The organism is Mucilaginibacter polytrichastri (assembly GCF_001911425.1).
GTDB classification, from domain to species: Bacteria; Bacteroidota; Bacteroidia; order Sphingobacteriales; family Sphingobacteriaceae; genus Mucilaginibacter; species Mucilaginibacter polytrichastri.
Map to the genome: position 1 here is coordinate 5,201,853 of NZ_MPPL01000001.1, position 25,900 is coordinate 5,227,752.

General features: G+C 44.0%; 23 protein-coding genes. 7 read left to right on the forward strand and 16 right to left on the reverse strand.

Features of this window, described 5'->3' with window-relative positions:
• Positions 1-5 precede the first annotated feature (5 nt).
• From RG47T_RS22430 to RG47T_RS22465, 7 genes are all read left to right on the forward strand, one after another.
• Positions 6-743, forward strand: coding sequence for an SDR family NAD(P)-dependent oxidoreductase (locus tag RG47T_RS22430; RefSeq protein WP_074491949.1), 738 nt, complete (start codon positions 6-8; stop codon positions 741-743).
• Between the two features lie 170 nt (positions 744-913).
• Positions 914-1,891 (forward strand): 23S rRNA (adenine(1618)-N(6))-methyltransferase RlmF, encoded by a 978-nt coding sequence (rlmF, locus tag RG47T_RS22435; RefSeq protein WP_074491952.1) that lies wholly within the window; start codon positions 914-916, stop codon positions 1,889-1,891.
• Between the two features lie 246 nt (positions 1,892-2,137).
• Positions 2,138-2,683, forward strand: coding sequence for an N-acetyltransferase (locus tag RG47T_RS22445; RefSeq protein WP_074493674.1), 546 nt, complete (start codon positions 2,138-2,140; stop codon positions 2,681-2,683).
• Between the two features lie 37 nt (positions 2,684-2,720).
• Positions 2,721-3,902, forward strand: a complete 1,182-nt coding sequence (locus RG47T_RS22450; RefSeq protein WP_317041627.1) for a M20 family metallo-hydrolase — start codon at positions 2,721-2,723, stop codon at positions 3,900-3,902.
• 7 nt (positions 3,903-3,909) lie between these two features.
• Positions 3,910-5,241, forward strand: a complete 1,332-nt coding sequence (locus RG47T_RS22455; protein WP_074491958.1) for an outer membrane beta-barrel protein — start codon at positions 3,910-3,912, stop codon at positions 5,239-5,241.
• 253 nt (positions 5,242-5,494) lie between these two features.
• Positions 5,495-6,073 carry a hypothetical protein gene (locus tag RG47T_RS22460; RefSeq protein WP_074491960.1) on the forward strand — a complete coding sequence of 193 codons (579 nt, stop codon included), beginning with the start codon at positions 5,495-5,497 and terminating at the stop codon, positions 6,071-6,073.
• Positions 6,074-6,332: 259 nt separating this feature from the next.
• A complete protein-coding gene (locus RG47T_RS22465) occupies positions 6,333-6,908 on the forward strand; it encodes a hypothetical protein (protein ID WP_139235695.1) in 576 nt (191 codons plus the stop codon).
• Here the strand turns inward: RG47T_RS22465 and eutC are convergent.
• The 16 genes from eutC to RG47T_RS25600 all read right to left on the reverse strand — a co-directional run.
• Entirely contained in the window at positions 6,883-7,662 is a 780-nt protein-coding gene (eutC, locus tag RG47T_RS22470; RefSeq protein ID WP_074491964.1) for an ethanolamine ammonia-lyase subunit EutC, read from the reverse strand. The genes RG47T_RS22465 and eutC overlap by 26 nt on opposite strands.
• 6 nt (positions 7,663-7,668) lie before the next feature.
• Complete coding sequence (locus tag RG47T_RS22475; RefSeq protein ID WP_074491965.1) at positions 7,669-9,045, reverse strand: ethanolamine ammonia-lyase subunit EutB; 1,377 nt, start codon at positions 9,043-9,045, stop codon at positions 7,669-7,671.
• A gap of 2 nt (positions 9,046-9,047) precedes the next feature.
• Positions 9,048-10,400 carry an ethanolamine permease gene (gene eat / locus RG47T_RS22480; RefSeq protein WP_074491967.1) on the reverse strand — a complete coding sequence of 451 codons (1,353 nt, stop codon included), beginning with the start codon at positions 10,398-10,400 and terminating at the stop codon, positions 9,048-9,050.
• Positions 10,401-10,470: 70 nt separating this feature from the next.
• Entirely contained in the window at positions 10,471-11,091 is a 621-nt protein-coding gene (locus tag RG47T_RS22485; protein ID WP_083627497.1) for a tetratricopeptide repeat protein, read from the reverse strand.
• Entirely contained in the window at positions 11,079-12,260 is a 1,182-nt protein-coding gene (locus tag RG47T_RS22490) for a hypothetical protein (protein ID WP_074491969.1), read from the reverse strand. The genes RG47T_RS22485 and RG47T_RS22490 overlap by 13 nt, the downstream gene beginning before the upstream one ends.
• A complete protein-coding gene (locus tag RG47T_RS22495) occupies positions 12,236-14,386 on the reverse strand; it encodes an urea transporter (RefSeq protein WP_074491971.1) in 2,151 nt (716 codons plus the stop codon). Before RG47T_RS22495 ends, RG47T_RS22490 begins: the two co-directional genes overlap by 25 nt.
• A complete protein-coding gene (locus RG47T_RS22500; protein ID WP_074491974.1) occupies positions 14,387-15,733 on the reverse strand; it encodes a type III PLP-dependent enzyme domain-containing protein in 1,347 nt (448 codons plus the stop codon). It lies immediately after the preceding gene.
• A gap of 14 nt (positions 15,734-15,747) precedes the next feature.
• Positions 15,748-16,803, reverse strand: coding sequence for an ATP-grasp domain-containing protein (locus tag RG47T_RS22505; RefSeq protein ID WP_074491976.1), 1,056 nt, complete (start codon positions 16,801-16,803; stop codon positions 15,748-15,750).
• Positions 16,804-16,810: 7 nt separating this feature from the next.
• On the reverse strand, positions 16,811-17,098 hold the full coding sequence (locus RG47T_RS22510) for a PqqD family protein (protein WP_083627498.1): 288 nt from the start codon (positions 17,096-17,098) through the stop codon (positions 16,811-16,813).
• Between the two features lie 41 nt (positions 17,099-17,139).
• Positions 17,140-17,517: a response regulator gene (locus tag RG47T_RS22515; RefSeq protein WP_074491978.1), complete on the reverse strand. Its 378-nt coding sequence runs from the start codon at positions 17,515-17,517 to the stop codon at positions 17,140-17,142.
• Positions 17,518-17,616: 99 nt separating this feature from the next.
• Positions 17,617-18,312, reverse strand: a complete 696-nt coding sequence (locus RG47T_RS22520) for a LytR/AlgR family response regulator transcription factor (protein ID WP_074491980.1) — start codon at positions 18,310-18,312, stop codon at positions 17,617-17,619.
• Positions 18,313-18,315: 3 nt separating this feature from the next.
• The gene (locus RG47T_RS22525) at positions 18,316-19,536 is read right to left on the reverse strand and encodes a sensor histidine kinase (RefSeq protein ID WP_171972583.1); all 1,221 of its coding nucleotides are present in this window, start codon (positions 19,534-19,536) and stop codon (positions 18,316-18,318) included.
• A gap of 49 nt (positions 19,537-19,585) precedes the next feature.
• Positions 19,586-22,399 carry a PKD domain-containing protein gene (locus tag RG47T_RS22530; protein WP_074491984.1) on the reverse strand — a complete coding sequence of 938 codons (2,814 nt, stop codon included), beginning with the start codon at positions 22,397-22,399 and terminating at the stop codon, positions 19,586-19,588.
• A gap of 231 nt (positions 22,400-22,630) precedes the next feature.
• Positions 22,631-24,196, reverse strand: a complete 1,566-nt coding sequence (locus RG47T_RS22535; protein WP_074491986.1) for a M28 family metallopeptidase — start codon at positions 24,194-24,196, stop codon at positions 22,631-22,633.
• 424 nt (positions 24,197-24,620) lie between these two features.
• A complete protein-coding gene (locus RG47T_RS22545; RefSeq protein ID WP_074491990.1) occupies positions 24,621-25,313 on the reverse strand; it encodes a response regulator transcription factor in 693 nt (230 codons plus the stop codon).
• Positions 25,314-25,325: 12 nt separating this feature from the next.
• Positions 25,326-25,900, reverse strand: a 575-nt coding sequence (locus RG47T_RS25600) for a sensor histidine kinase (protein WP_216351095.1), incomplete at its 5' end; no start/stop codon positions are given.

The following is a 25,900-nucleotide window of genomic DNA, read 5'->3' on the forward strand; positions in this document are numbered from 1 at the left end:
CAAAAATGAAAACAGCACTCATAACAGGCGCAAACAAAAGTATCGGTTTCGAAACTGCAAAACAGCTGGCTGGCAAAGGCTATTTCGTATACTTGGGCAGCCGCGATCTGGCAAAAGGACAGGAGGCCGTGACCAAACTGAAAGCCGAAGGTTTAACCAACCTCGAAGCCATACAGATCGATGTAACTGATGCAGCATCGATAGATGCTGCACAAAAAACATTAAGCAGTAAGGTTGAATCATTAGATCTGCTGGTTAACAACGCCGGTATATTAGGCGGTATGGAGCAGGCGGCTTTATCTGTGGATGTAGCCACTATTCGCGAGGTATTTGATACCAACTTTTTTGGTGTCATTGCAGTTACCCAGGCATTTATTGGTTTGCTGAAAAAATCTGCAACTCCTGTCATCGCCAATGTTACTTCGGGCTTGGGTTCTTTAACCCTGCACAGCGACCCAACCTGGATGTATTATAACGTTAAAGCAGCCGCTTATGGGCCATCTAAAACAGCATTAAATGCTTATACCGTGGCATTAGCTTATGAACTGCGTGATACACAATTTAGGGTGAATGTAATAGATCCGGGTTATACCTCAACAGACTTTAACCATAACAGCGGCCCCGGTACCGTTGAAAGCGCAGCCGCATTTGTGGTTAAATATGCAGCTATCGGCACAGATGGGCCAACCGGTAAATTCTTCAGCCATGATATCCAGGGTGAAGGCGACGAAAGCCCATGGTAGGTAGATGCTATGATTAATTAATCTAAAGCAACTCGCAAGAGTTGCTTTTTTTATGATTTTTAAATTTCCTCCATACACTAAGGAGGCGGCCGGAAGTGTGATGGAAGGGAGGGGTTTCTACAATATGCTTAACAAGTTTGTTTACCTTTGCAAACTATCCGTTTAGCAAAATGCCGAAAAAAGTTAAAGTCAAAGTCAAGAAGTCTGTCGAAAAAGGATCATTACATCCTCGTAACCTGCACATCGGGCGGTACGATCTGCAAGAGCTTTGTGCAAGCAGCCCGGGTTTAAAACCTTTTGTGGCGCCCAATCAATATGGCGACGAGTCTGTTGACTTTAGTAATCCGGAAGCAGTTAAAGCCTTAAACGGTGCATTACTGAAACACTTTTATGGCATTGATGGTTGGGATATCCCGGAGGGATACCTTTGTCCGCCAATACCCGGCCGGGTTGACTATATCCACAACATGGCCGACCTATTGGCCGAAAGCAATAATGGCGTAATCCCAACCGGCAACAAAATTAAGGTACTGGATATTGGCGTGGGTGCTAATTGCGTTTACCCTTTAATTGGTAACAGTGTATACGGCTGGCAGTTTGTGGGTACAGATATTGATTCAAAGGCTATTGATTCGGCAGAAAAGGTGGTATCATTAAATAAACAGTTAAAAGATGCTATAGAAATCCGTTTTCAGGCTAACCGGGCCGAAATTTTTAAAGGCGTAGTTAACGAGGGCGAAGTTTTTGACCTGGTGGTATGTAACCCCCCTTTCCATGCAACCAGGCAGGAGGCCCAGGATAGCTCTGCCCAGAAATGGGAAAAGCTGGGTGTTACTGAAGATAAAAAAGGGTTGAATTTCGGCGGTACTAATACCGAACTGTGGTATGCTGGCGGCGAAGCTGCATTTATTGGTAAAATGATTAACCAAAGCTTATTGCTGGCCAGGCAGTGCATGTGGTTCTCAACCCTGGTATCCAGAAGAGAAACGCTGCCCGTAATTTATAAGGCGCTGGAAAAGGTCGGCGCAATCGATGTTAAAACCATCAACATGTCGCAAGGGCAAAAAATAAGTCGTGTAGTTACTTGGACTTATTTGAATGAAGCCGAACGGACAGAATGGATGCAGAAGCGTTTAGACGCTGTTTAAATTTATCACGTAAAGTAGGCATCAGCAAACTTTGTTAATGCTTCAGAGATATTTTCCATATTAAATTGGAAAACCAGCCTTTCATTTTGAGAGGCTTTTTTTATGCCCCGATGTAGCCTGTAAAAATAAACGGGCTTTTTAACCTCATTGAGGCCATTTTGTGATTGAGTGTGCAAATCGGGCATTCTTTTGGCATACCCGCCATTACAGTTAATAACAAAGTGTATTAACGATAATAAAATCAAAATGGAAAGTGAACGAATTATTGTAAGGTCGGCCATACCAGCAGATGTGGTATTTGCAGATCAGATTATCCATGAAATGGAAAGTTCTGCAATAGCGAGGGGTTCGGGGATCTCTAAAAGATCGGCAGCCGCCATTATCGAAAAAATTGACGCTGGTAAAGCAATTGTAGCCGTAACAGAAAATGGCGAGTGGGCCGGCTTCTCCTATATCGAAACCTGGGACGATGAGAAATTTGTATCAAACAGTGGCCTCATCGTATCTCCCAAACACCGTAACAACCATATTGCATCTCAAATTAAAACGCAAATATTTCAGTTATCGCGCAGCAAGTACCCGGCTGCAAAAGTATTCAGTATTACCTCTGGCCTTGCCATCATGAAAATGAATACTCACCTGGGTTTTGAGCCGGTAACTTATGCCGAGGTAGCACAAGAAACCCGCTTTTGGGATGGCTGTAAAAGCTGTGTTAACTACGATGTGCTACAGGCCAAAAACAGGTGTAATTGCCTTTGCACAGCTATGCTTTTCGACCCTCAATTAAATTAAGCTTATTTCTTTAAACGGATATAAAACAAATTTTGTGATGATAAAGAATGTAATTGCAAAGCCGGTTATTTCCATGAATAAGGAAAACCTGCCTTTAAATTCGCTGCTCTTTAGCGAATCGGTAACACTGCTGCAAAAGCTTATAGAAACTCCATCATTCAGCGGCGAAGAATCTGCCGCTGCCGATTTGGTGCAGGGATACCTGTTAAGCTATAACGTAAAAGTTAAAAGAAGAAGAAACAACGTTTGGTGCTATAACAAGTATTTCGACGAGAGCAAACCTACTATCCTGTTAAACTCGCACCTTGATACCGTTAAACCTAACGAGGGCTACACTAAAAACCCTTTCTGCCCCGAAATAATTGGCGGTAAATTATATGGCCTGGGCAGCAATGATGCCGGCGGTTGTCTCGTATCCTTACTGGCTACTTTTTTACATTACTACAGCTACCAGGGCCTGGGCTTTAACCTTTGCTTTGCGGCTACTGCCGAAGAAGAAAACTCCGGTAAAAACGGTATTAAATCTATTTTGCCAGCACTGGGTAAGTTAGAGCTGGCCATAGTTGGCGAACCTACCCTGCTGCAAATGGCAGTTGCCGAAAAAGGCAACCTGGTAATTGATTGTATCAGCACCGGCCGCTCGGGCCATGCGGCACGAGAAGAGGGCGATAATGCTATCTACAAATGCATGAAAGATCTTGAATGGTTCCGCTCGTACCAGTTTCCGCAGCAGTCTAAAAGCTTGTCGCCTGTTAAAATGACTATCACGGCTATTAAGGCTGGCTTGCAGCATAATATTGTACCTGCTAAGTGTGAGTATACCGTAGATATCCGCAATGACGATATATTCTCTCATGAGATGATCCTGGAAACTATCAGAAAGAACATCTCTTCAGCGTTTACCGTTCGGCCGGGGTCGCTTGGCGCATCGGCTGTTCCGTTAGATCATCCTATCGTGAAAACCGGTATCGCCATTGGTTGCAAAACCTACGGCTCGCCAACCACCTCGGATCAGGCCTGGCTGGATATCCCGTCGGTAAAAATAGGCCCCGGCGATTCGGCCCGTTCCCATTCGTCAGATGAGTTTGTTTTTCTCGAAGAAATTAAGAAAGGAATCAGCCTTTATATCAAACTGCTGGAAAACCTGCCCCTGATGCTGATCAATAACCCGGTAAAATATCCCCTAAACCCTATCGCAATAAATCCAAATAACAACTAATAACAAAATGAAAAAACACCTACTAACAATAGTTGCGCTGGCGGCTATTGTGTTTAATGTAAATGCACAGCAGGATACCGTAAAAATTAAAGCAAAAAAAGATACTGTTATCAGGTCGTTGCCGTCGCCGCTGCCGTCGCCGCCATTCCCATCTTCAGATTGGGTTGGTTCGCCGCTGGTTGGGGTTGATGCCACTGCACCAAATTACCCCTTGACCAAGTTATTGGGCTTAAGCCAAAGCAAGGTTAAAATTTATGGCTGGGTGGATATCGGTGGAAATATCAGTTCGTCAAAAAATTCTAACGCGCCTACATCTTACAACTTAATACCGAATAGTATAGTGCTTGACCAAGCCGGGATTAAGTTTGAAAAACAACCCAATACAATTCAAACAGATCATTTTGAATGGGGCTTCCTGTCCACCACTATATTTGGTACCGATTATAGGTATACCACCAGTAAGGGCATCTTCAGTAATCAATTGCTGAAGCACAACAATAAATACGGCTTCGACCCGGCCGAACTATACGGAATACTTTACTTCCCTAAAGTGGCCGATGGTTTAATTGTAAAGGTAGGTCGGTTTATCTCTCCTGCCGATATTGAAGCACAATGGGCAACAGATAATTACCTGTACTCGCACTCGCTGATGTTTACTGTAGATCCATACACCTTTACCGGTGTGCAGGGAACGTTTAAACTGGGTTCGCACTGGCAATTACAAGTTGCTGCACATGCCGGTAATGACATGGCCCCATGGAGCAACTCGGCCCAGTTAAATGGGTTATTGATGGTACGTTGGGTATCTAATGATAACAACGACGGCATTTGGGGAGGTATCAACTCTTTAGGGAGCGGTAATTACACCAATCAGCACGATAACTTACAAATGCTGGTAACCACCTGGGGGCATAAGTTTAGCAGCAGAATTCACATGATGACAGAAGCCTATTATATGTGGCAAAAAAATGCCTTGGTAGGTGGTACTGTAATCACCGGCCCGCCACAGCCATTTTATACTAACGTAGGTGCAGGCTCGCTGATTCCGGGTACGGCCAATGCCATAGGTTTGGTTAACTATTTCCAGGTATTGGTTTCGCCTAAAGATTATTTGTCTGTCCGTAACGATATGCTGAATGACCCGCAAGCTAACCGTACCGGATACGCCACCTTGTATACCAGCCACACCATAGGCTTTGTACACTATTTTAACAACCTGATCCGAATTCGCCCTGAAATTAGATACGAGCGCGCTTATGCCGATGGGATTACACCGTATAACAATGGCACCAAAAAGGATCAATATACCGCAGCAATGGACTTGATAGTCCGTTTCTAATACACATTTACATCATAAACAAAAGAGGCTTTATTATAAGTCAAAATATTAACGACTGTGTTATTACTCTTCCATTTTGGCAATCAGCCTTTCATTTTGAATGTAAATAAAGTGTAACAAAATGTATAAATCTTTAAAAAATGCCCATGAGGGGCTAATTTTGAGGCTTTACTAATGTTTCTAATAAACTGGCACTTTATTGGAATACTGTTTCATAGGAATAACAAATCAGAATAAATAAATAACAAATAAAATGAAAACTTCAATCAAAGTGCTTTTCGCAGCCATCTTGATGATACAGGGTTTAGGCTTAAAAGCACAAAACACCACAGGTGTTTACCTTACCGAAAATGATTACAAAGACCATAAATTAACCTACGCCTCCAACACGGATAAAATACAGCTGAACGAGTTTTTTGGCGGCAACACTATCGCAGTGGTTAACGAGGGTAAAAAAGTGAATCTGAACAAAAACCAGATCTTCGGTTACCGTTTAGCCAACCAGGATTATCGCTTTTATAATAACACGGCTTACAAAATAATTGACACTGCCGGCTTTACCATATATAGCCGTGAAAAACTAACCCAACAGGCCAAAGGTTATGCACCTGTTGTAAAATATTTTTACAGCGTAAATAACAAACAAGCAGTTAAAGATTTAACTGTGGCTAACCTTACTGCAAGCTTTCCAAAGGCTACAGATTTTCGTTACAGCCTGCAAAATAACTTTCGTAACGATGCAGAGTTGGCCAGCTATGATAAAGTGGCCAAGCAGTACGAGGTTAAATACCTGTATTTTGCGCACAAAAGCGTAATTGCAAATAATCAGTAATTGCAACTTAACTATTAACTATATATCAAGTCCTGGCGTTATTGCCGGGACTTTTTTGTTTAGGGCGGGCCAAAATGAAAAACAGTAGTTCATATTGGGGTAACTAGTAAACTATGCTATTGGTATCTGTGGCTCCAAATCGGCTTTAACTATTAATTAAGGCATGTATTCGCCCTAAATTATTTTACGGCATGTTAGTAGCAAAGGCTATGATGAACGCAAATTAAAACACATGGCTTTTACATCATTAATCAAAAAAATGTCGTTGATAGTTGAAATAGATGTTAACGATAATGAGATAATAAAAAATAAAATTACAGCATTGGATGCTAAGGTGCAACAAATGCTTTTGTGGAGTAACCTAAGTGCAATATGGGGTTATTTACTGTTGTCGGGTATCATTGTGCGGATTTATAGAGGGCTTAATGGTACACATGCCGTATTTCTTATCGGTACACTGGGCCTTGTGTGCTTATTATTGGTTATTTACCTTTTTGTTGTTTGGAAAAGTATCGCCTATCAACAGAATACCCGGCATAGGGCCAGTAAGGAATACTTGAACTATCAGATTAATAAATTGGTGGGGCAGCGTAAATTAATTGCCGCCTATTTAATTACCAATGTGTTGCTGCTGACTGTAGCCAGTTTGTTTTTTGGCATCGACTTAAATAGAGGTATTACCACCTTGTTTAAAATTGCTGCCCCGGTAAGTATCATCACTTATGGCTTGGGGCTTTATTTTATATCGAATTTTACCAGGCAAAAGCGTAAGCTGGATGATTTAAACAAACAAATTGATCATGTTTTATTTATGGAGAAAGTAAATCAGAATTAGGCTGATTTAATAATCCCGCATCATCTTTTAAATTAACACCGGATAGCTTTCTTCTAAATGCCTCCTGTACCAGGTAAAAGATTTTTTCGGCTGCCAAATTATGCGTTAATCCCTCAGGGCGGATGTTGGATACGCAGTTGCGCGATTCGTCGGTTAATCCCGGCTTGGGGTTGTAGGTTAAATAAGCCCCCACACTATCTGCCGAACTTAGGCCCGGGCGTTCGCCGATGAGCATAATGGAGAGCCTCGCATTAAGGCCATGCGCAATATGATCTGCCAAGGCAACCCTGCTTTGCGATGTAAGGCAAATGGGCGCCAATTTATATTTTACCGACCGGAATAGTTGCACCAACCCCTCAACCAATTGTACCGCATTACTATTTACGGCATGTGCCGACAGGCCGTCGGCTATAATGATAGATATGTCGTATTTGCCTGTATGCTCTTTAATCGTATCGGTTGATTGGTCGCTCGGTAGTCGCCCCAAATCCGGCCGTTGTAAGTATTGATGGCGATTTTCTGCTTTACTGTGCAGCTTTAATATCGGTATATCCAGATGTTTTAAATAATACATCAGTGCCTCGCTGTTCAGCTCAGAATATACGGCATCGCGGGCATGGGCATGCGCCAGTTTAAATTTGAGGTATTCGGTTAGCGGGATGCTGCTGCCCACCCGGCCCATTGCTATGCGGGCGGCGGTAAACTCTTTTAATGACTCCCATGGATCAGTTGTTTTTACGGCGGGCTTCTTCATCTGCTGTTAAAATAAATGATCCATTAAACGGCCCATAGCCTGGCTGTGGGTAAGCTGTCCCATATTGTCGGTTATGCCCTGTTTCTGCAGCCATTTTTCAAACTCGGGTGCGGGGCGCAGGCCTAAAACCTTGCGCAGATACAAAGCGTCATGAAATGAGGTAGACTGGTAATTGAGCATAATATCATCCGAGCCCGGGATGCCCATTACAAAGTTGCAGCCGGCCACGCCAAGTAAAGTTAGCAGGTTATCCATATCGTCTTGGTCGGCTTCGGCGTGGTTGGTATAGCAAACATCCACACCCATAGGCAGGCCTAGTAATTTACCGCAAAAATGATCTTCGAGTGCTGCGCGGATAATCTGTTTACCATCATACAAATACTCGGGGCCGATGAAACCAACTACCGTATTCACCAGCAGGGGATTATACTTTCGGGCTACTGCATATGCCCTTGCCTCGCAGGTTTGCTGATCTACCCCATGATGGGCATTGGCAGACAAGGAACTTCCCTGCCCTGTTTCGAAATACATTACATGGTTACCAATGGTGCCGCGATTAAGCGATAAGGTGGCATCGTAAGCTTCGCTAAGGAGATCGAGATTAATACCAAAACTGCTATTTGTTTGCTGCGTGCCGGCAATAGATTGAAAACAAAGGTCGACTGGTGCGCCGCTGTTAATAAGCGCCAAAGTGGTGGTAATGTGGCTTAACACGCATGATTGTGTCGGTATCTCGAACTGCTGCCGTAGAGTATCGATGAGGTTAAGCAGGTTAGTTACACCTGCGGGGCTATCCATAGCGGGGTTAATGCCAATTACGGCATCGCCGCTGCCATATAGCAGGCCGTCTATCATACTGGCGGCAATACCTTTCAAATCGTCTGTAGGATGGTTGGGTTGTAGCCGGGTAGAGAAATGCCCCTTCAGGCCAATGGTATTACGAAACCTTGTAATTACCTCGCATTTTTGCGCTACGGCAATCAGATCCTGGTTGCGCATCAGCTTGGATACCGCAGCCACAATTTCGGGGGTTATTCCCCATTTAAGGTTTTGCAAGGTTAGCGTGTCAATGTCATCACCTAATAGCCAGTCGCGAAATTCGCCTACGGTTAAATGGGCTATGGGTTCAAAGGCAAGCAGGTCATGGCTGTCCATAATGAGCCGGGTTACCTCGTCTGCTTCATAGGGGATGATGGCCTCGTTCAAAAAAACTTTCAACGGCACATCAGCCAGGGTAATCTGCGCAGCAACACGCTCTTCATAAGTAGCGGCAGCAATACCGGCCAGCACATCGCCCGACCGTAGTGGCGAGGCTTTGGCCAGCAGGTCTTTCAAATCGCCGAACCGGTAAACATGCTGGTGTATGGTGTGCTGGTAGGCCATCGTTATTCGGTTGGGATCATTACGGCAGCCTGCTCCAGTAGCACGTCATCTGTAATAGCTATTTTGTGTTTACCCAGCAGCATAAAAATTAAAGTTGCCACAGCCAGCCCGGCAAAGAAAATGCTACTAACCACCAGATTGTAATATACGATTGCCACTAGGCACACTGTAGATAATATTAATGCAATGGCCGGAAATGCCGGGTAAAAGGGTGCGCGAAAAGTACGGTTCAATCCCGGCTCTTTTTTACGGAGGATGAACAGACTCATCATGCTCATCATATACATTACCACGGCACCCAGTACCGATAGGATAATTACCTGGCTGGTTGTGCCTGTAAATAAGGCGGCAAAACTTACAAAACCACCTGCAATAACAGACCAGTGCGGTGTTTTAAACCGGTGATTGATTTTTGCCAATCCCCTGGGTAAATAACCGCTGCGCGCCATGGCAAATACCTGCCGCGATGAAGCCAGGATGGTGCCGTGGAATGAAGCTATCAAGCCGAATAAACCAATACTGGCAAATATTTTTGTTAAGCCGTTGCCCCTGCCCAATACAACGGCAATTGCTTCGGGGAGGGGGTAGTCGAGGTTGCTGAGTTTGCGCCAGTCGGTAATGCCGCCGGTAAGTATCATTACACCCAGGGCCAAAAAGGTGAGCGTAGCCAGGCCGGAGATGTATCCCTTCGGGATATTTCTTTCGGGTTCTTTTACTTCTTCTGCCACCATGGCAACGCCCTCTATGGCCAGGTAAAACCAAACAGCATAAGGCAGGGCGGCAAAAATGCCCGTCCACCCGAAAGGCATAGGGTTGCTTACATAGTTAGACATTTTAAAATGCGGGCCAATAACGCCCATAAACAACAACAGCTCGGCCACGGCCAGTATGGTAATGAAAACCGAGAAGGTGGCCGACTCTTTAACCCCTAAAATATTAATAAAGATAAATACCACATTAAAAAACAAAGCCGATTGCAGCACTGGTATTGCCGGGTATAAAAAATGCAGGTAACTGCCCAGTGCGAAGGCGATGGCAGGTGTGGCTAATAAAAAATCAATTAATGTGGCATAACCGGCTATTAGCCCTCCGAATGGCCCCATGGCGCGGTAACTGTAGGCAAATGCCCCGCCTGCATGTGGTATGGAGGTGGTAAGCTCGGTATAGCTAAAAATGAAGGTAATATACATTACCGTGATGATAAGCGTGGCAATGAGGAAACCGATAGTACCGGCTACGCCCCAGCCGTAGTTCCAGCCGAAATACTCGCCGGATATAACCAAGCCTACGGCAATAGCCCACAAATGGATGGGCTTTAAAGTACGCTTCAGTGTTTCTGCAGATGCTTTGATCATGGAACTATTACCCCGCTTTAAGATACTAAAAACAGGCGAATATCCCAGCAGTAAATTAGGAAGGATTAAATTATTTACAGCGGCTTAAGCCATCTTCGCTCGAATCATCACCCGGTTTAATAATAAGAGCCCTTTCAAACAGGGGGCGGGCATCAGCTTTTTTACCGGATAAGAGCAATGCCCAGGCCAGCATATGGTTGCCATCATAATCAAACGGGTATAAATTAACCACCGCTTTAAAACACCTGATGGCAGCATCAAATTGTTTGTGGTTGTAGTATAATACCCCGGCCCAGTAATTGGCCTGCGTATTTTGGGCATCAATTTTAAGGATAGCCAGGTACTGATCCAAAATCTTATCCCAGTTTTGCAAAAACGATAATGGTTTTACATAGCCAAACTTAGCCTCGATAGAACCCGGCTTAAGGTTGATGGCTTTTTGGTAGTAAGATTGAGATGCGTTGTAATTTTTATTGAGGTAATGCAGCCAGCCCAGTCTGATGTTGATCTCGTAGCTATTATCGGCATAATAGGGCGAAATATCATTAATGGCCGCTGTGTAGTTTTTGTTCAGCTCGTCGGTATAACTGTTATGAAATGCTTTTTGTAAAACGGCATTAGTTTGTGCCTGTAATTGCATGGCAAACAGCAAAGAGAGGGCTACTAATAACGGTTTTTTTAAAACTTCCATAAAAAACCTAAAGTAATAGAATTTTGGTTATAGTTCATGGGGAAATAAGCATCGGTTTTTTTCTCGTAAGTATAGATCAGCCTTAACTGTGCATTATTACTCATCTGGAAAAAAGCAGTCTCATTAAATTTAAGCTTCGTGTTATCAACAGAGTTGTAAACATAAAGGCCGTCGGTATCTATATAGTCTTCCTGGTTGCCAAAGGTTAAGCCCGACTCGAGCCAGGTATTTTTGGCCAGTTTAAACCCAATAGCCTGGTTATAAATAAAATGATCTACGTTTTTAAGGTGCTTATCAGACAACCGGCTGATGGTATATAAATTAAGATTGCCCAAAGGGTAATAGGTTAGTTTGGCATTATATTGAATAAGCGGCTGGTTAATAATGTTCCCAAAATTAACATCGCCCTGCAAATCAACAGCAGTACCGGCGTATTTAATACCCGCCATCCATAAATTACTATGGTAAGCTGCGCTATTGTATTTGGTGTTTAGGTAATGGTACGAACCCAATACAGTAAGGCGTTGGTTAAGTGCATAGCTTAGTTTGGCAAAGTATTCGCTCTGGTCATCAGCTAATTTATAACGATCTGAATGCGGGCCGAAACCAATACGGTTATAAATATTTTGTTTAAAATAGAGAACAGATTGCTCTAGCTGCAAACGCCATCCCAATCGGTTGGTTAACCCAAAGCGCGAGTAAAAACCATTGCCCCTCCAGCGGTTACTTACAAATTTTCCACCTGTTTCAAACCCCATATCAATAAGCCCGAATGGGGATATATCTTCTTTCTTTAAACTCTCTTTATCCCAATATTTGGCATTGTAGGAGGCTTGCAGATCATTATTTAAAAATTGGGCACAGTAATAAGCATAATAGCGTGCGGTTTGGTTATAAGCATCTTTTTGCAGCACGTTGTTATATTCTGCAAGCGCGGCTTTATAATTGCCGGTAATAAACCAGGCAAATGCCACCCTAAGCCGCAGGCCGGGGAAATCTGTGCCATTGGCAATAGTTTGCTGGCCGTAATCGATCAGTTGTTTCCACTCGCCTGCTTTAGATAACTCGGCCGATGTACTGTCGGCTATCGGTACGGTGCTTTCCTGTGCCTTAACCAACTGGAAGCACAACAGGAGAATAATGATTAATACATGTTTTCTGTAGTCCATTGTGCTTCAATTATTATTCCGTTAAGCCGGATGTTAAAACCTTGTAAGCTGTTATTGGCAATGTTTATGGTGGCGTCCATAAGCTGCTTATTATTTTCTGTTTGTTTTGATTGTATGGCGATGCCGTTTTTTTGTGGTACGTAATTGCTTTGGTATTGCAGTTTAATAAAGCGGTAAAAAGGAGCTATAAAATCTTGCAGCCATAGTTTTGCTTTATTGTTGCTTAACAGGTCCGGGTAAACATCGTGAGCTACAATAGCCGGGTTACCGGTGAAAATAATTTTATAGGCAGCCAGGTAAAAGTAATACAGCAAAGAATGCTGATCGCCATAAAAACTGGTGAAATAAAACAGGGTGCCGTTATTGATAAAGTAGGCCGATGCACCCGTTTTTGCGCTGTACATGTATGATTGATTCAGCTCGTCGGTGTAGATCTCAATAAGTTCTGTAATCCCGTTTGCTGTAATTGTAGCCATATAACCAGGCTGAAAATCAAAGGCCTTTTTAATGGCTGTATTAACCTCAGGAGCACTTAATACAGTACCCTCCTCCGGGATTTCGAAGCTATGGAATGGGTTGGTACTTCTGCTATTGGAGGTATAATAAGCAAATGGATAAGGCATCGTTTTGGACCCTATGTAAGGCGTTGCCTGTATCTGGAAGTGTAAATGCGGCTCGGGCGACCGGCCCGAATTGCCACACAGGCCTAAAAGATCGCCTTGTTTAACCACACTACCCGGCTTTACTTTTATCGAGTTTTTTTTGAGGTGTGATACTTTAGAGAATAAGCCGGCGGCGTGTTTAATAACAATGGTATTGCCCCAGTTTTCTTTGGTATTGGTCTGGCCAATGGCATTGTCTTCAATATGGTCAATTACGTTTTCAACCACCCCATCGCCGCAGGCTAAAACAGGCTTATTAAAGCAGTAAAAATGTTCGGGCAGCGTACCGGGATGGTTATAGGTTTTATGGTCGTCGTCGGCAATCACAAAATCCAGCGCCTGGCCCCAGTCGCCTTTGTGGGTAATAGCACCATTGTAGCCTTGCGAAACCACCCAGCTGCCCATAAAGGGTAAATGCATGCCAAAATATTTAAAATCATTTAAACGCGCAGCGTGATTAAGAAACTGGTATAAATTACGCTCGGGCGAATAGTGCTGTACAGGGGCCAGCTGTAGTTGCGTAGGGTTTTTGCGCAGCTTTAATACATATAACAGCGTAATATTAACCAGGCAAAAAGGCAGCGATAATACAGGCAGGTAGTAAACACCAAGTATACCGGTAAAGGCGTTTACCAACATAACCACTACCGGTATACACACTAAAGCCCACAGGTATGAACGCCATGACGGGATAATAAAAAAGCTGCCGATGGCCGCCGTGGTCATCATAAAGTTGGCACCTAAGTGGTAATAGCTTATACCATCCGGGTAGGTATGGGTAATGGCATTTAATGTACAGGATGCTATAAAGCCAATAACCAGCAAGCTAAAAGTAATGCGCGAGTGGATGAGTAAACCGATGCTCATGAGCATACCGATCAGGGTATTATTCTGAAACAGCACCGCGCTAAGCGAACGGAAAAATAAGTTTAAATAAAAAGGCAGCTTCAAAGCCAGGTAGCCCTGAACCCCGGCCAGGCTGCCCTGCCCGTTATAAATTTCTTCGAGCAGGTAGCTGCTTTTTTGGTGCAGGCCGGTATTGAAAATGCTGTTGGCTGCCAGAAGTACCACCCAAAAAGTTAAAATAAAGGGTAAAGAAAGCACCGGCAAGCCCGACCGGCCAAGCCTTTTGGTAAGTATAATAGTTGCAATAACTACAATTAAGCAGGCCACCGCCAGCCATAAAAAAAACAGGGCGTTTACATTGTAAAAAGTACCCATAGCAATACCAAGTAACAGCGCATTGTAGCTGTAAATACCCATACGGGTATTTACGCGCTGGTAGCCCATTGCGCGGGCAATAAAAAGCGAGAATATTACGCAGGCCAAACCACTAAGCCCAACCTGGATATTGAAAAAGGTTACCAGCAGCAAAATAACACCCAGCACCCGGTTCTGCGAAAAAAACAGCACCGAGTAAGTATTAATAATTGCTTTAATAAATGCGGGTATCCGTTGTTTCATTTATTTTAAATGGGTTGGTACGTTTTCTGGTTCTTGCACATAGCCCAATGTTTCTGCGGTGCGGATAAGGTGCGTTTGCTGCTGCTCATCTATCAAAACTACAGCAGGGCGTTGGGTGATAAACTGCATCCACTGTGTCATATTATAAGCGCCCACTTTGTGCACCACCACATGTTCGCCGGGGTTAATTAATGGGAGGTTTATGCTCTCGCGGATCACATCGATGTTCATACACAGCGGTCCGTATACCGTCATATTCTCAACATGTGGTGTAAACTCCTGCGCCGGGCTAATCTGGTGGTCGTACCAAAAGGAGGTAAACAGCAGGTTTACCCCAAAATCAACAATGGTGGCACGCTTGCCATCACTTAAACGCTTGTTGGCAACCACGCTACCCAGCAGGTAACCGGCATCGTCAATTAATATACGGCCGCTTTCTAAGATCAGCAAAGGCAAATCATCATTGGCAAAACCAAAGTTGAGCAGTGTAGTGGTAATCACTTCGGCAAAATCATCAACAGAGGGTACGGTATCTGTGCCCGGCAGGTAAGCCCCTTTTAAAGTATTGGTTGATGGGAAACCACCACCCAGGTCTAAGTATTCTATCGTTTGTTTCAGTTGATTTTTGCAGCGCATGGCGAGGTCGCACATTTTGGTTGCGGCTATGCCGTAGGCACCGGTAGAAAGCATATAGGTGCCGATATGGCAATGCAGGCCAGCCAATTGCAGTTTGCCCGAATTAACGATTTTGGTTAGCGCGTTCCAGGCTTCACCATTCTCATAATTAAATCCAAAACGATCCCAAAGGGGGTAAACGCCGGTATCCATATTTACACGAATGGCAACCCGGGGTTTTACAATCAGGCCATCGCTTAATGAAAGCAGTTGTGTTAATTCTTCAAAATGATCGATGTGGATGAGCGAATCATTTTCTATAGCCAGTAACAGGTCTGCTTTGGATTTATTTGGGCCATTAAAAATGATCTTATTGCCCGGTACCCCGTTGCCAATAGCTTTTTGGTATTCAAAACCCGATACTACCTCGGCCCAGCTGCCTTCCTGGTGAAAAATGCTGCAAACGGCATTGAGGTAATTTGTTTTATAGCTCCAGGCAAACTGCACTTTAGGGTACCGGGTGCTGAAAGCCCGGTAAGCCGAACGATAATTTCTGCGGATCTGTTTTTCAGACAATACAAAAACCGGCGAGCCATACTGCGCAATAAGGCTTTTTACAGCCACGCCATCAATATGCGTAAATGCCTGGGCATCGGTACGGGTACCGAACTTGTTCATGATCCCGGCGTTTAGTTTTTTGATGTAGGGTCGTTCGTATTTAAGCTTTTGCATTTTTGTTTAAATCATTAAAGTTCGCCCAGCGCCGAGATCTGCTGAAAATCGGCAATGTCAACCACGTGGTCCCAAGAGTAGCGGATAAACAATTTACCCACCTGGTATTCAGTAAAGGGCGTAAGCGTTTCGCCAAAGGCCATCTTAACCAGTGCTTCGGGCTGGTTTTGCCCCGCAGCGGCGGTAAGGTAAATCCAGGCCGGGAAACGCGGATTAATTTCGAGGATAAACAAATTGTCATCCGCATCGCACATAATTTCCAGTTCGTAACCACCCCGCCAGTTGGTTGCCCTGGCAAAATTATCGGCCAGCGCTATCAGCTTTGGGTCTTCAATGGTAACCCCCGCCCAGGCTTTGCCTTTATCTGTAATATATAATTTGCGCATGGGAATAATGGATATGTTAGCTCCATTGCCATCGCCCAGTGCGGCTATGTTAATTTCTGTACCCCTTATTAATTGCTGAGCTATTACCGGGTAACCCCAGGCTGCGCCCAATTGGTGAAACGATTTCACCGCCTGGTCCATGGTGTAAGCGGCATAGGCTTCATAAAACTTGCCCTTAATCATGAGCGGAAACATTAGCTCATCGGTCGCTTTTTTCAGGTCATCAATGGTATATAGTTTATAATCGGCTGGGATATTAAAACCATGTTTTCTGCCGAAATCACCCAGGTTGATCTTATCTCTCAGGGCTAGTTGCCCGTGCGACGGCAAAAAGGTTTTGATCCCCATTTGCTGTAGCTGCGGGCCTATCCTGATAAAATTATATAACTCCGAATCGAAGTTGGGGATAATCAGGTCTAGATGCTCTTTCTCCTGGATATACTCCAACCGCTCTACCAAAGCCGCTGTGCCTGCTGTTGGGTAAGGGATCTGGTAGGTTTTATCAACAAGCTCATGCATGTAAATGCCCGGTTCCATCGATTCGTAGGATAGGCCGACGATCCTGATGCCATTGCCTAAACCTGCCTTTAACGCACGGATCACCGCTATACCCGGGCCTGGGTTATCATTGGCATTAAGCCCGGTAACACCTATGCATAAACTGCTATACTGATCTGCTGTCATTTCCGATTTAAAATTCCAGCAAATTAGCTTCTTTTAGTTGTAATATCCAGTCGTCCCAATCGCGGTTAAGCTGTTCGGCGGTAACTTCGTATTGCGCTAAAATACTTTGTTTGATCTGTGCCTCTGTATCGCCATTTTTCATGGCCAGTATAATGGCAGATGCAATGGCATTGCCCGAAAATGAATCGCCTGTTGCGGGATTGAAAATAAAACCGTTCTCACTCGTCGCTATGTTTTTTTTTATTTTCATTATAACCGGGTCGGCAGGTTCTGGTGTTTTGGTAAATATAGTCAATTACCAAAAGTACAGATGATCAAACTATGTTTTAACAAATATCACGAAGCCATTAAATAATCTATCCGCGAAGCCAGTACGTTCATGTCTAAGGGTTTCACAAACAGGGCATCGCATTTGTAAGAATCGGCAGTTACTTTTTTGGTATTAAAGGCAGTTACAATGATAATGGGGATGGCTTCCAGTTGGGTATTGGCCTTAAAATCCTGGCAAATCATTGCGCAGTCGTTATCTAACAGTAAATAATCCAGGATAATTAAATCGGGGTTTATTTGGCGGGCCTTATCATAAACGGCATTGGCATCGTACAAAATATGGATATCAAAATCGCCATAGTTCATAATTTCATCCACAACGGGCAGCATCCTGCTGTCTTTATCCAATACTAAGATTTTTTTTCTGGTGCTGAGTAATTCCATGATGCGTTGGTTTTAATTGCTAAATCTAAATTCTGACTAATAGCAAGAGAACCCGCAGATGTATCGCTGAACAATAGAAATGTACCGATGAATGAGGGATTATTTAGACCAGTCGCGGATAAAATCAGAATAGTTATTACCAACCGGTAATTCGATGCTGTTTAATTTTACTTTACGGTTGTGGATTGATTTGATCTGCGATTTGGCCACAACAAAGCTGCGGTGGATGCGGATAAACTGGCTGGCCGGCAATTTCTCTAACACGCTTTTTAAAGACATGAGGGTTAAAATAGGCTTCTCGGTATTCAGCAGGTAAATCTTGATGTAATCCTGCATGCTTTCGATGTACTCAATATCCCGGAGGTTAATCTTAATCATCCGGTACTCCGAATGTACATATAATGATTCATCCTGGGCATCTTCGGCGTTTTTGTAGCGGGCGTAATCCAGCACCTTATTTACGGAAGCCGAAAAGCGTTTCAGGCTGATGGGTTTCAGCAGGTAATCCAATGCCTGTAGTTCAAATCCTTCAAAAGCAAAGTTTTTATAGGCGGTGGTAAATACAATCATCGGCTTTTCTGTGAGCGAGCGCACCAGGTCTACCCCGGTAATGTCGGGCATGTCAATGTCGATAAACAGCAGGTCTACTTTGTTCTTTTTTAAGAACTCGGCACCCGAAACCGCATCTTCAAAAGTATGCAGCAGTTGCAGGTCCGGAAACTCGGCAATATACTTTTTCAGTATTTCCAGCGCCAGGGGTTCATCATCAATGGCTACACATTTTAAAGCTGTCATACACTAACTGTCAATTTCTAAATTTACGGTAAACAGGCCATCATTAGTGCTGATATTCAGCTTATGTTTACCGGGATAAATATGCTGTAACCTGCGTTTGGTGTTGGAGATCCCAATGCCCTTGCGCTTATTGGTTGATGTGCCGTTCTCAAATATGGGGTTCTGGCAAAAGAAACTGATCTTTTTTTCATCTACCCCCAAATTAATATCAATAACCGATTGCTCGTGCTTGCTTACACCATATTTAAAAACGTTTTCTATAAAAGTCATTAATACCAGCGGGGCTATTTTCTGATTTAAAATGTGCCCCGTTATGGTAAAGTTAAGCTGCGTTTTTTTACCAAGGCGAAGTTTCTGCAGGTCTATGTAATCATTAATACAATCGATTTCGCTTTGCAGTAAAACATAATCTTCGGTAACCTCATCGGTCACATAGCGCATAATGTTCGACAGCTTCATGATGCTTTCAGACGTATGCTCGCTATCGGTAACCGAGAGTGCGTAAATGTTATTAAGTGTATTAAATAAAAAGTGCGGGTTAATCTGCGCTTTTAAAAATGATAATTCGGCATGGGCTTTTTCGGCTTCGGCACGTACCACCATGCGCTCGGTGAGCTGCCATTTTTGTACGGTACTAATAGCAATGCTTAGCCCAATAACGATAATGAAAATAAACAGCCCAACCATATCTATATTGCCCGACTGGTGGATAAAGATGATTTTGTTGGATGATTTAAAGCGAGGGTCCTGCATGCGCATATCCTGGTGCGGCAACGGGCCAAAGGGCAGGCTTTTATCTCCCGGCGATGCGGTATCGCTGCCTATATTGGGTATTGATGCATCGTGCCCGGGGCTGCCCATTGCCGTTTGCGAGGTGGCAAACTTCGCATTTTTAAACAGGTTGTTTTCGAGCAGGTTATCAAAAGGTTGCAAAAAGTAAACACAGCCCAGCAGTAGTAAAATAATAATACCGTAGCTGATATACTTTTTATTAAACACCAGTTTGGGCACCAGGTACCAGGCGTTTAAGTAAAACATAAAAATATAGGTTAAACAAAACAACCAGTAAAAGGGCGATTGGATAATAATGAAAGAGTTGCTGCGGGTTTCCTGCGTTTTGTTCATAAACAACAACGGGAACCCCAGAAAGATAAGCCATCCGGCAGCATGAATAAAAAATTTGATGGCTTTAGAGCGAAACATTTTTACGGTTGATATTTTCAAATGTAATATATGCCTAATGTATTTATATGCATAACTACTTTCGTTTTTTTTATCTGATAATAGTTAAACTGCCCGACATGGTATTACGTCCGTTTTTGGGGTTTATGATATAGTAATAAACACCAACGGGCAGGCTGGCGCCCTTGTAGTTGCCATCCCACGGTACTGGGTAGCCTACAGACGAATAAATTTTTTCGCCATAACGGGTAAATATCTCTACCGTAGCATTGGGGTAGCTGTCTAAATACTTAATGTTCCAGGTATCGTTATGGCCATCGCCATTGGGTGTAAAAGTATTGGGCACTACAGGGGCTTTTAGTACCGATACAAAAACCTGTAATGCGGCCATGCAGCCATTAGGTGATGTGGCAAGCAGTGTATACTGGGTATCATCTGTTGGGTTAGCTATAGGTGTAAGCGATGTTGGGTCGCTTAAGCCGGCGGCTGGTGTCCACAGGTAAGTAAGCCCGGTGCTTGTTGTTGTGGCATTAATAGTGAGCTGCCCGCCCTCTAATACCGTTAAGCTGGCTGGTGCCGAAATTATAGGCGTTGGGTATACCGTTACCTGCTGTGTTGTGGAATAGGTACACCCGGTTGATGCCGTAAACAAATAACTAATGGTAAAAGTACCTGCCCCTGCTGTGGCGGGGCTAAACAGGCCGGTTGATGAAACCCCTGTACCGCTGAAAACACCTGTGCCGGTAAAGCCCTGTTTATCTTCTGTTATTTGTACCGCAGATTTTTCCTGGCAAATGCTGCCAATGGTTGACAGGATAACCGTAGGGTTGGCATGGATGGTAATAGTTTTATCGGTAACAGAAGCGCATGTACCACCGCTGTATGCTTCCATTTTTATATGATAATTTTTGGTTAACGGTGCGTTAAAGGTGTTGTAGTTATGGCTAAACTTAGCAGTTATGGTATTATCACTCAGCGTGTAAGTGGTATAAACGGATGGGCTGCTGTCGTAATCGTAATACATTACAATTTTGGTGATGTTACCAAAATCAACACTGGCATTATTATCAAATATTACATCGTCGCTGCTGCACAGGTTACTGCTGTTTTCTACTATAAATGCTGCTGTCGGCACCGCGCCATTTACGGTAAAAGCTTTGGTTTTAGTTGCAGATACACAGCCGTATTTTGAAGTAACAGTTAAGCTAACAGTATAGTTAGCCGCCTGCGAATATTTATGCTTCGGGTTTTTATCTGTCGATGTATTAGGGTTAGCAGCAGTAGCATAGGCATCACCAAAATTCCACAAATAGGTAAAGTTGGCTTGTGTATTATCTGTAATGGTGCTTAGATCGGTAAACTGGGCAAATGCATCAGACAAACAAACATCTGGCAACGAAAAATCGACTATGGGTAATGGGTTTACCGTAAAACTTTGTGCATTAACATCGCTTAAGCAACTGCCCGATGCTACCTGCAATGTAATGTTATAGGTGCCTGCAGTGGCATAAGTGTGGGTAAATACAGTGTTAGTTGTTTTGGTTTCGGTAGTGCCGTCGCCATAGTCCCAAAGCCATTGGGTAATGGCGCTGCCCCCTGCCACAGAGTTATCTGTTAACGTAACCGGCAAACCGGTACAGGCTGGTGCAGAGACCGTAAAGTTGGCGACAGATTTAGCGTTAATATGTACTGTTTGCGGAGCCGATGTGGCATTACAAACCACGGTGCCATTAGAAACTGTTAACGTAACCGGATAATCACCCGCTGCCGTATAGGTATGCGTTGGGTTTTGTAGGGTTGAAGTTTGTCCGTCGCCAAAGTTCCAGGCCCAGCTGCTGATTGCCGCGCCGGATGATGTAGACTGATCTGTGAACGTCACTGCATTGCCGAGGCACCCCGAATTACTAACTGAAAATGCCGAGGTAGGTGCACCCGTAACCGTTATAGTAAGGTTGTTTGATGCCACCACGCAACTGGACGAACTGATATTGGCAGCCGTGGCAGAAACCAGGCGATATTGGTAAGTGCCAGCTGCCGCCGGTGCGGTTACAGAGAAGGATGTATTGGTACTTGCCGCGGATATATCTGTCCACACGCCATTAATATATTCCTGAAGTTTTTGTTCAAAACCGCTTGCCAATGTACTGGTGGCATTAATGGTATAAGTTTGGCCCGAGCCGGCACAGGTAGACTGGGTTGTGCTGGTGCTTTGTGTAAAAACGGCAGATACGGTAGAGCCGTATGGGCTAAAGGTGATATCATCTACCGCAAAATCATTGCCCTGTGTGCCGCTGGCGTTACTTACCAGTTTAATAATTACGGTTTCGTTGCCGGCAGGCAGCGTAAAGTTGGCGATGTAATTATGCCATACATTGCCGGTAGGTACATCGCCTGTAGATACACCGGTGCCTAATTCGGTAACGCCATCTGCTGCATAAATATGGAACACCATATTGGGCAATATCCCATTTGTTGATAATACGTTTTTTATCCATACCCCAAACTGGTATTGAGTAGTAGCGCACAAACCAGTGACTTTACGGGTAAAAACAGTACCAGCCGTAATATTGCCGTTTACCACCATCATGTAACCTGTGGTTTGGCCGCCATTGGTTTCATAATCATGGTCGTAACTGGTAACAAAGCCGCCATGCACCGTGGTATTTACCTGGTTGGTTATGGTATAATAGTTTTCGCCAATTTCGCCTGTGGGGGTATAAATATAAGTTGTTGAGCCAGAGTCGGCTGCCAATGCCCCTGCTCTGGTTGCGGTACCCGAGCCAAAGGTAATTTTTACTACAGGGTCTCCTAAACTTTGCGCTTGTGCAAAACGGGTTAAGAATATGCTTGCTAACGTAAATATAATTAAGGCCGTTACTTTTTTAGGCGTTACAAAAATCAGCATTACGGGAATGATAGTTTAAAATATAAACTAAAGGTGCTGGTAATGCCGAGCGGCAGCAACGATGTATCGCTAAACTGAGCTTATGTATAGATGAATGGGTAGGGGAAGTAGATGAAATGAGAGAAGATCATCCCTAATTATTAAGTAATTATATAGCAAAGCTTACCCGGTGAACAACAAAAAAACCCGACCATTGTGGCCGGGTTTTCCTTAAAATGTATCAATAGTATATTAATTGGCAGGTGCTGGCGGAGGTTTCGGTAACTCCTTGCGCGGCATCATATCCGGGCGTTGTGCTGTGTTGTACACAAACGAGGCTACAATGGTTGCCGCTTGTTTCAGGTCGTCTTCAACCAAGCGGTCGTAAACATCCTGGTTGCTGTGGTGTGTACGTGTATTGTAGTCCATTGGTTCTTGTATAAATTGAAAACCAGGGATGCCCACTGCATCGAACGACTGGTGATCTGTACCGTCGGTATTGCTAATGGTTACAGTACTTGCACCTAGGTCTTTAAAAGGCTCTAACCATGTTTTAAAGATTGGGCCAATTTCCTGGTTGCCTTGTAAATATACACCGCGGATTTTTCCGGTACCGTTATCTAAGTTATAGTAAGCAGAAACTTTAGCCTGCTCTGGTTTTAACTGCATGGTTTTAGGGTCGCCGAAATGGTTTAGCACATAGCCTCTTGAACCAAATAAGCCTTGTTCTTCAGAACTCCAAAGTAACATGCGGATGGTGCGTTTTGGTTTAAAACCAATGGTTTTTAAAATACGCATAGCTTCCATCATTACGGCGCTGCCTGCTGCATTATCTGTAGCGCCGGTACCACCATGCCACGAATCAAAGTGACCGCCGATAATCACCAGTTGGTCTTTCAGCTTTTTATCTGTGCCGGGTATTTCGGCAACCACATCATAACCTTGCAGGTCTTTATCAAAAAATTTGGTTTGTACATCAGCCTCCATTTGTACAGCGATACCGCCGTTTAGCAAACGAACGATGCGCAAGTAATCTTCTCCACTGGTTTCCAGTTCGGGTGCTACCGGTTTAGCATCTTCGGCGTAAGACGCGCCGTTGGTAGTAAACACTGTACCGTCTGTACCACGGGCCTGGCTAAGTACCAGGCCAACTTGTTCCTGTACAAAAAATTCGGTCATGGCTGCACGTAGCGCGCGTAACTTACGCATGGCTGCAAAAGCAGGGTTGTTTGCACCGCCTCTTGCACCACCCGGAGCAGCCGGTTGTGCTTCGGCCATTTTTTGCAATTCCTCGTCGGTATAGCGGCTTAGATCTGGTTTGGTACTACGGATGAGGCCGGTTTTGGTATCAGTAATTACAATTTTGCCTTTCAGCTTGCCTTTATATTGGTCAAGGTCTGTAATGGTATCTGCTTTAATTAAAACAACATCGCCTTTTATCGGGCCTGCGGTGCTTGGTGTCCATGCTTTTGGTATGGCTATAATGGCGTGGTAATAAGGTACGGTGATGGCGGCGTAGTTTTTTTCAACTTCCCAGCCTTTCCCAAATTTGCCCCATGCCTCAAGGCCTACATTGGCCATTCCCCAGGTTTTAAGCTGACCAATAGCCCAATCCTGCGCATGCTTTAAACCGGGTGAACCTGACAATCTTGGTCCGGATACATCGGTTAAGTAAAAGGCGGTTTTCATTACCTGCGAATGGCTTAGTCCTTCCTCGCGAATCTTTTGCACTATCGCCTGGTCTGCAACTTCCTGCGCAAAGGCAGCGGAAAAAAACGAGGCTGATAATAATGTTGTTAAGAGTAAATTTTTCTTCATGCTCAATAGTTTGTTTAGTAAAACAAACTTATCAAATTAAGCGTCAATATCTTTGCTCTAAGGGCTAACAATAATGTTACAAAGGTTGTATTTGAATTGCAGGCAAAGTAGTGTATTTAAGATAGTTACACCGGGGCAAAAGAAAGCTCTTTCTGCCTTCTACAAAATATTAACATGGCAGCAAAGGCTGGCTATTGCTAACTATCTTAATAGTGTTATTTACAGTTATCCGGAACATAATCCGCCTAAATCGAATAGAGGTATATGCAGTGCACAATCAATGGATTTAGAATTAGAATAATTAGGGCGTTGCCTTCGGCCGGGCTATCCGCTACAAGTCCTCGCTCCGCTCCGGCCTTTCCACTACTATCCCTAACGCGAAGAGTTTGAGAGCTAAATCCGAAATCGAACATCCGAATAAAGCTTAATTCACCAGCAACTTATACCCCCGCCCGTGCACGTTGATAATCTCAACCGATGAATCGTCCTTTAAAAACTTGCGGAGTTTGCTCAGAAACACATCCATACTGCGGCCGTTAAAGTAATTATCATCGTGCCAGATGTTAAGCAGGGCTTCTTCGCGGGTAAGTACTTCGTTTTTGTGGAGGCAGAGTAAGCGCAGCAATTCGGCTTCTTTGGTAGAGAGCTTTTGCTGGTGCCCGTCGGCGGTAATCATTTGCTGGGTATAGTCAAACTGGTACTTACCGATGCTAAACTGGGCCTGTTTAGCTTCCTCTTTGCCATCGGCACCGTTGGTGCGCTTAAGCAGGGCATTGATACGAAGTAAAAGTTCTTCTATCCGGAAGGGTTTGGTAATGTAATCGTCGCCGCCAAGGTTAAAGGCCAGGGTTTTATCCTCTATCATGGCCTTTGCGGTAGCAAAAATTATTGGCACGTGCTGGTTTATCTTCCTAACCTCCTTACCCAAGGTAAAGCCGTCTTTTTTAGGCATCATCACATCCAGTATCAGCAGGTCGAAAGTGTCTTTGGTAAAAGCGCGCAAACCTTCGTCGCCGTCTTTGCATAAAATAACATCAAACTTACCTTTCAGTTGCAGGTAATCCTGCAACAGCAAACCCAGGTTCGGGTCGTCTTCAACCAGTAATAGTTTTTTCATATTATTTTAATCTCAGGCCAGTGAAAATTTTAATTCAAACTCAGATCCTCTGTCTTTCTCAGAGCGTACGCCAATGCTGCCGTTAAGGCGTTTAACAATGGTGTTAACATAACTTAAGCCCAGCCCAAAACCCTTAACATCGTGCAGGTTGCCGGTTGGCACGCGGTAAAACTGCTCAAATATCTTGTCTTGCTGGTCGCGGGTCATGCCAATTCCCTCGTCGGCCACCCTAATTACCAGCTGCCCGTTACGGTTTAACGTACTAATGGTAATCTTTGGTGCATCCTTGCTGTATTTTAATGCATTATCAATCAAATTGTAAAGTACGTTAGAGAAATGCAGCTCATCGGCTTTAATTACGGCATCCTCGGCATCCAGGTGAATAATGGTTTCGGCGTTATATTTTTGCAACTTCAGTTCCATGCTGTCCAGCACATCGGCTATCATATCGTTTACATTAACGGTATTGATATCGAGTTTAAAGTCGTTCTTCTCTATGCGGGCAATGTTTAGTACGCGCTCAATATGGCTGCCCAGGCGGGCGTTTTCTTCATAAATTATACCCGCCAGTTTTGATACCCGGTTGG

What these genes read in the sequence shown, in the direction of transcription:
- RG47T_RS22430 (WP_074491949.1), top strand. Translation starts at nt 6, where the DNA reads ATGAAAACAGCACTCATAACAGGCGCAAACAAAAGTATCGGTTTCGAA.
- rlmF (WP_074491952.1), top strand. Translation starts at nt 914, where the DNA reads ATGCCGAAAAAAGTTAAAGTCAAAGTCAAGAAGTCTGTCGAAAAAGGA.
- RG47T_RS22445 (WP_074493674.1), top strand. Translation starts at nt 2,138, where the DNA reads ATGGAAAGTGAACGAATTATTGTAAGGTCGGCCATACCAGCAGATGTG.
- RG47T_RS22450 (WP_317041627.1), top strand. Translation starts at nt 2,721, where the DNA reads ATGATAAAGAATGTAATTGCAAAGCCGGTTATTTCCATGAATAAGGAA.
- RG47T_RS22455 (WP_074491958.1), top strand. Translation starts at nt 3,910, where the DNA reads ATGAAAAAACACCTACTAACAATAGTTGCGCTGGCGGCTATTGTGTTT.
- RG47T_RS22460 (WP_074491960.1), top strand. Translation starts at nt 5,495, where the DNA reads ATGAAAACTTCAATCAAAGTGCTTTTCGCAGCCATCTTGATGATACAG.
- RG47T_RS22465 (WP_139235695.1), top strand. Translation starts at nt 6,333, where the DNA reads ATGTCGTTGATAGTTGAAATAGATGTTAACGATAATGAGATAATAAAA.
- eutC (WP_074491964.1), bottom strand. Translation starts at nt 7,662, where the DNA reads ATGAAGAAGCCCGCCGTAAAAACAACTGATCCATGGGAGTCATTAAAA.
- RG47T_RS22475 (WP_074491965.1), bottom strand. Translation starts at nt 9,045, where the DNA reads ATGGCCTACCAGCACACCATACACCAGCATGTTTACCGGTTCGGCGAT.
- eat (WP_074491967.1), bottom strand. Translation starts at nt 10,400, where the DNA reads ATGATCAAAGCATCTGCAGAAACACTGAAGCGTACTTTAAAGCCCATC.
- RG47T_RS22485 (WP_083627497.1), bottom strand. Translation starts at nt 11,091, where the DNA reads ATGGAAGTTTTAAAAAAACCGTTATTAGTAGCCCTCTCTTTGCTGTTT.
- RG47T_RS22490 (WP_074491969.1), bottom strand. Translation starts at nt 12,260, where the DNA reads ATGGACTACAGAAAACATGTATTAATCATTATTCTCCTGTTGTGCTTC.
- RG47T_RS22495 (WP_074491971.1), bottom strand. Translation starts at nt 14,386, where the DNA reads ATGAAACAACGGATACCCGCATTTATTAAAGCAATTATTAATACTTAC.
- RG47T_RS22500 (WP_074491974.1), bottom strand. Translation starts at nt 15,733, where the DNA reads ATGCAAAAGCTTAAATACGAACGACCCTACATCAAAAAACTAAACGCC.
- RG47T_RS22505 (WP_074491976.1), bottom strand. Translation starts at nt 16,803, where the DNA reads ATGACAGCAGATCAGTATAGCAGTTTATGCATAGGTGTTACCGGGCTT.
- RG47T_RS22515 (WP_074491978.1), bottom strand. Translation starts at nt 17,517, where the DNA reads ATGGAATTACTCAGCACCAGAAAAAAAATCTTAGTATTGGATAAAGAC.
- RG47T_RS22520 (WP_074491980.1), bottom strand. Translation starts at nt 18,312, where the DNA reads ATGACAGCTTTAAAATGTGTAGCCATTGATGATGAACCCCTGGCGCTG.
- RG47T_RS22530 (WP_074491984.1), bottom strand. Translation starts at nt 22,399, where the DNA reads ATGCTGATTTTTGTAACGCCTAAAAAAGTAACGGCCTTAATTATATTT.
- RG47T_RS22535 (WP_074491986.1), bottom strand. Translation starts at nt 24,196, where the DNA reads ATGAAGAAAAATTTACTCTTAACAACATTATTATCAGCCTCGTTTTTT.
- RG47T_RS22545 (WP_074491990.1), bottom strand. Translation starts at nt 25,313, where the DNA reads ATGAAAAAACTATTACTGGTTGAAGACGACCCGAACCTGGGTTTGCTG.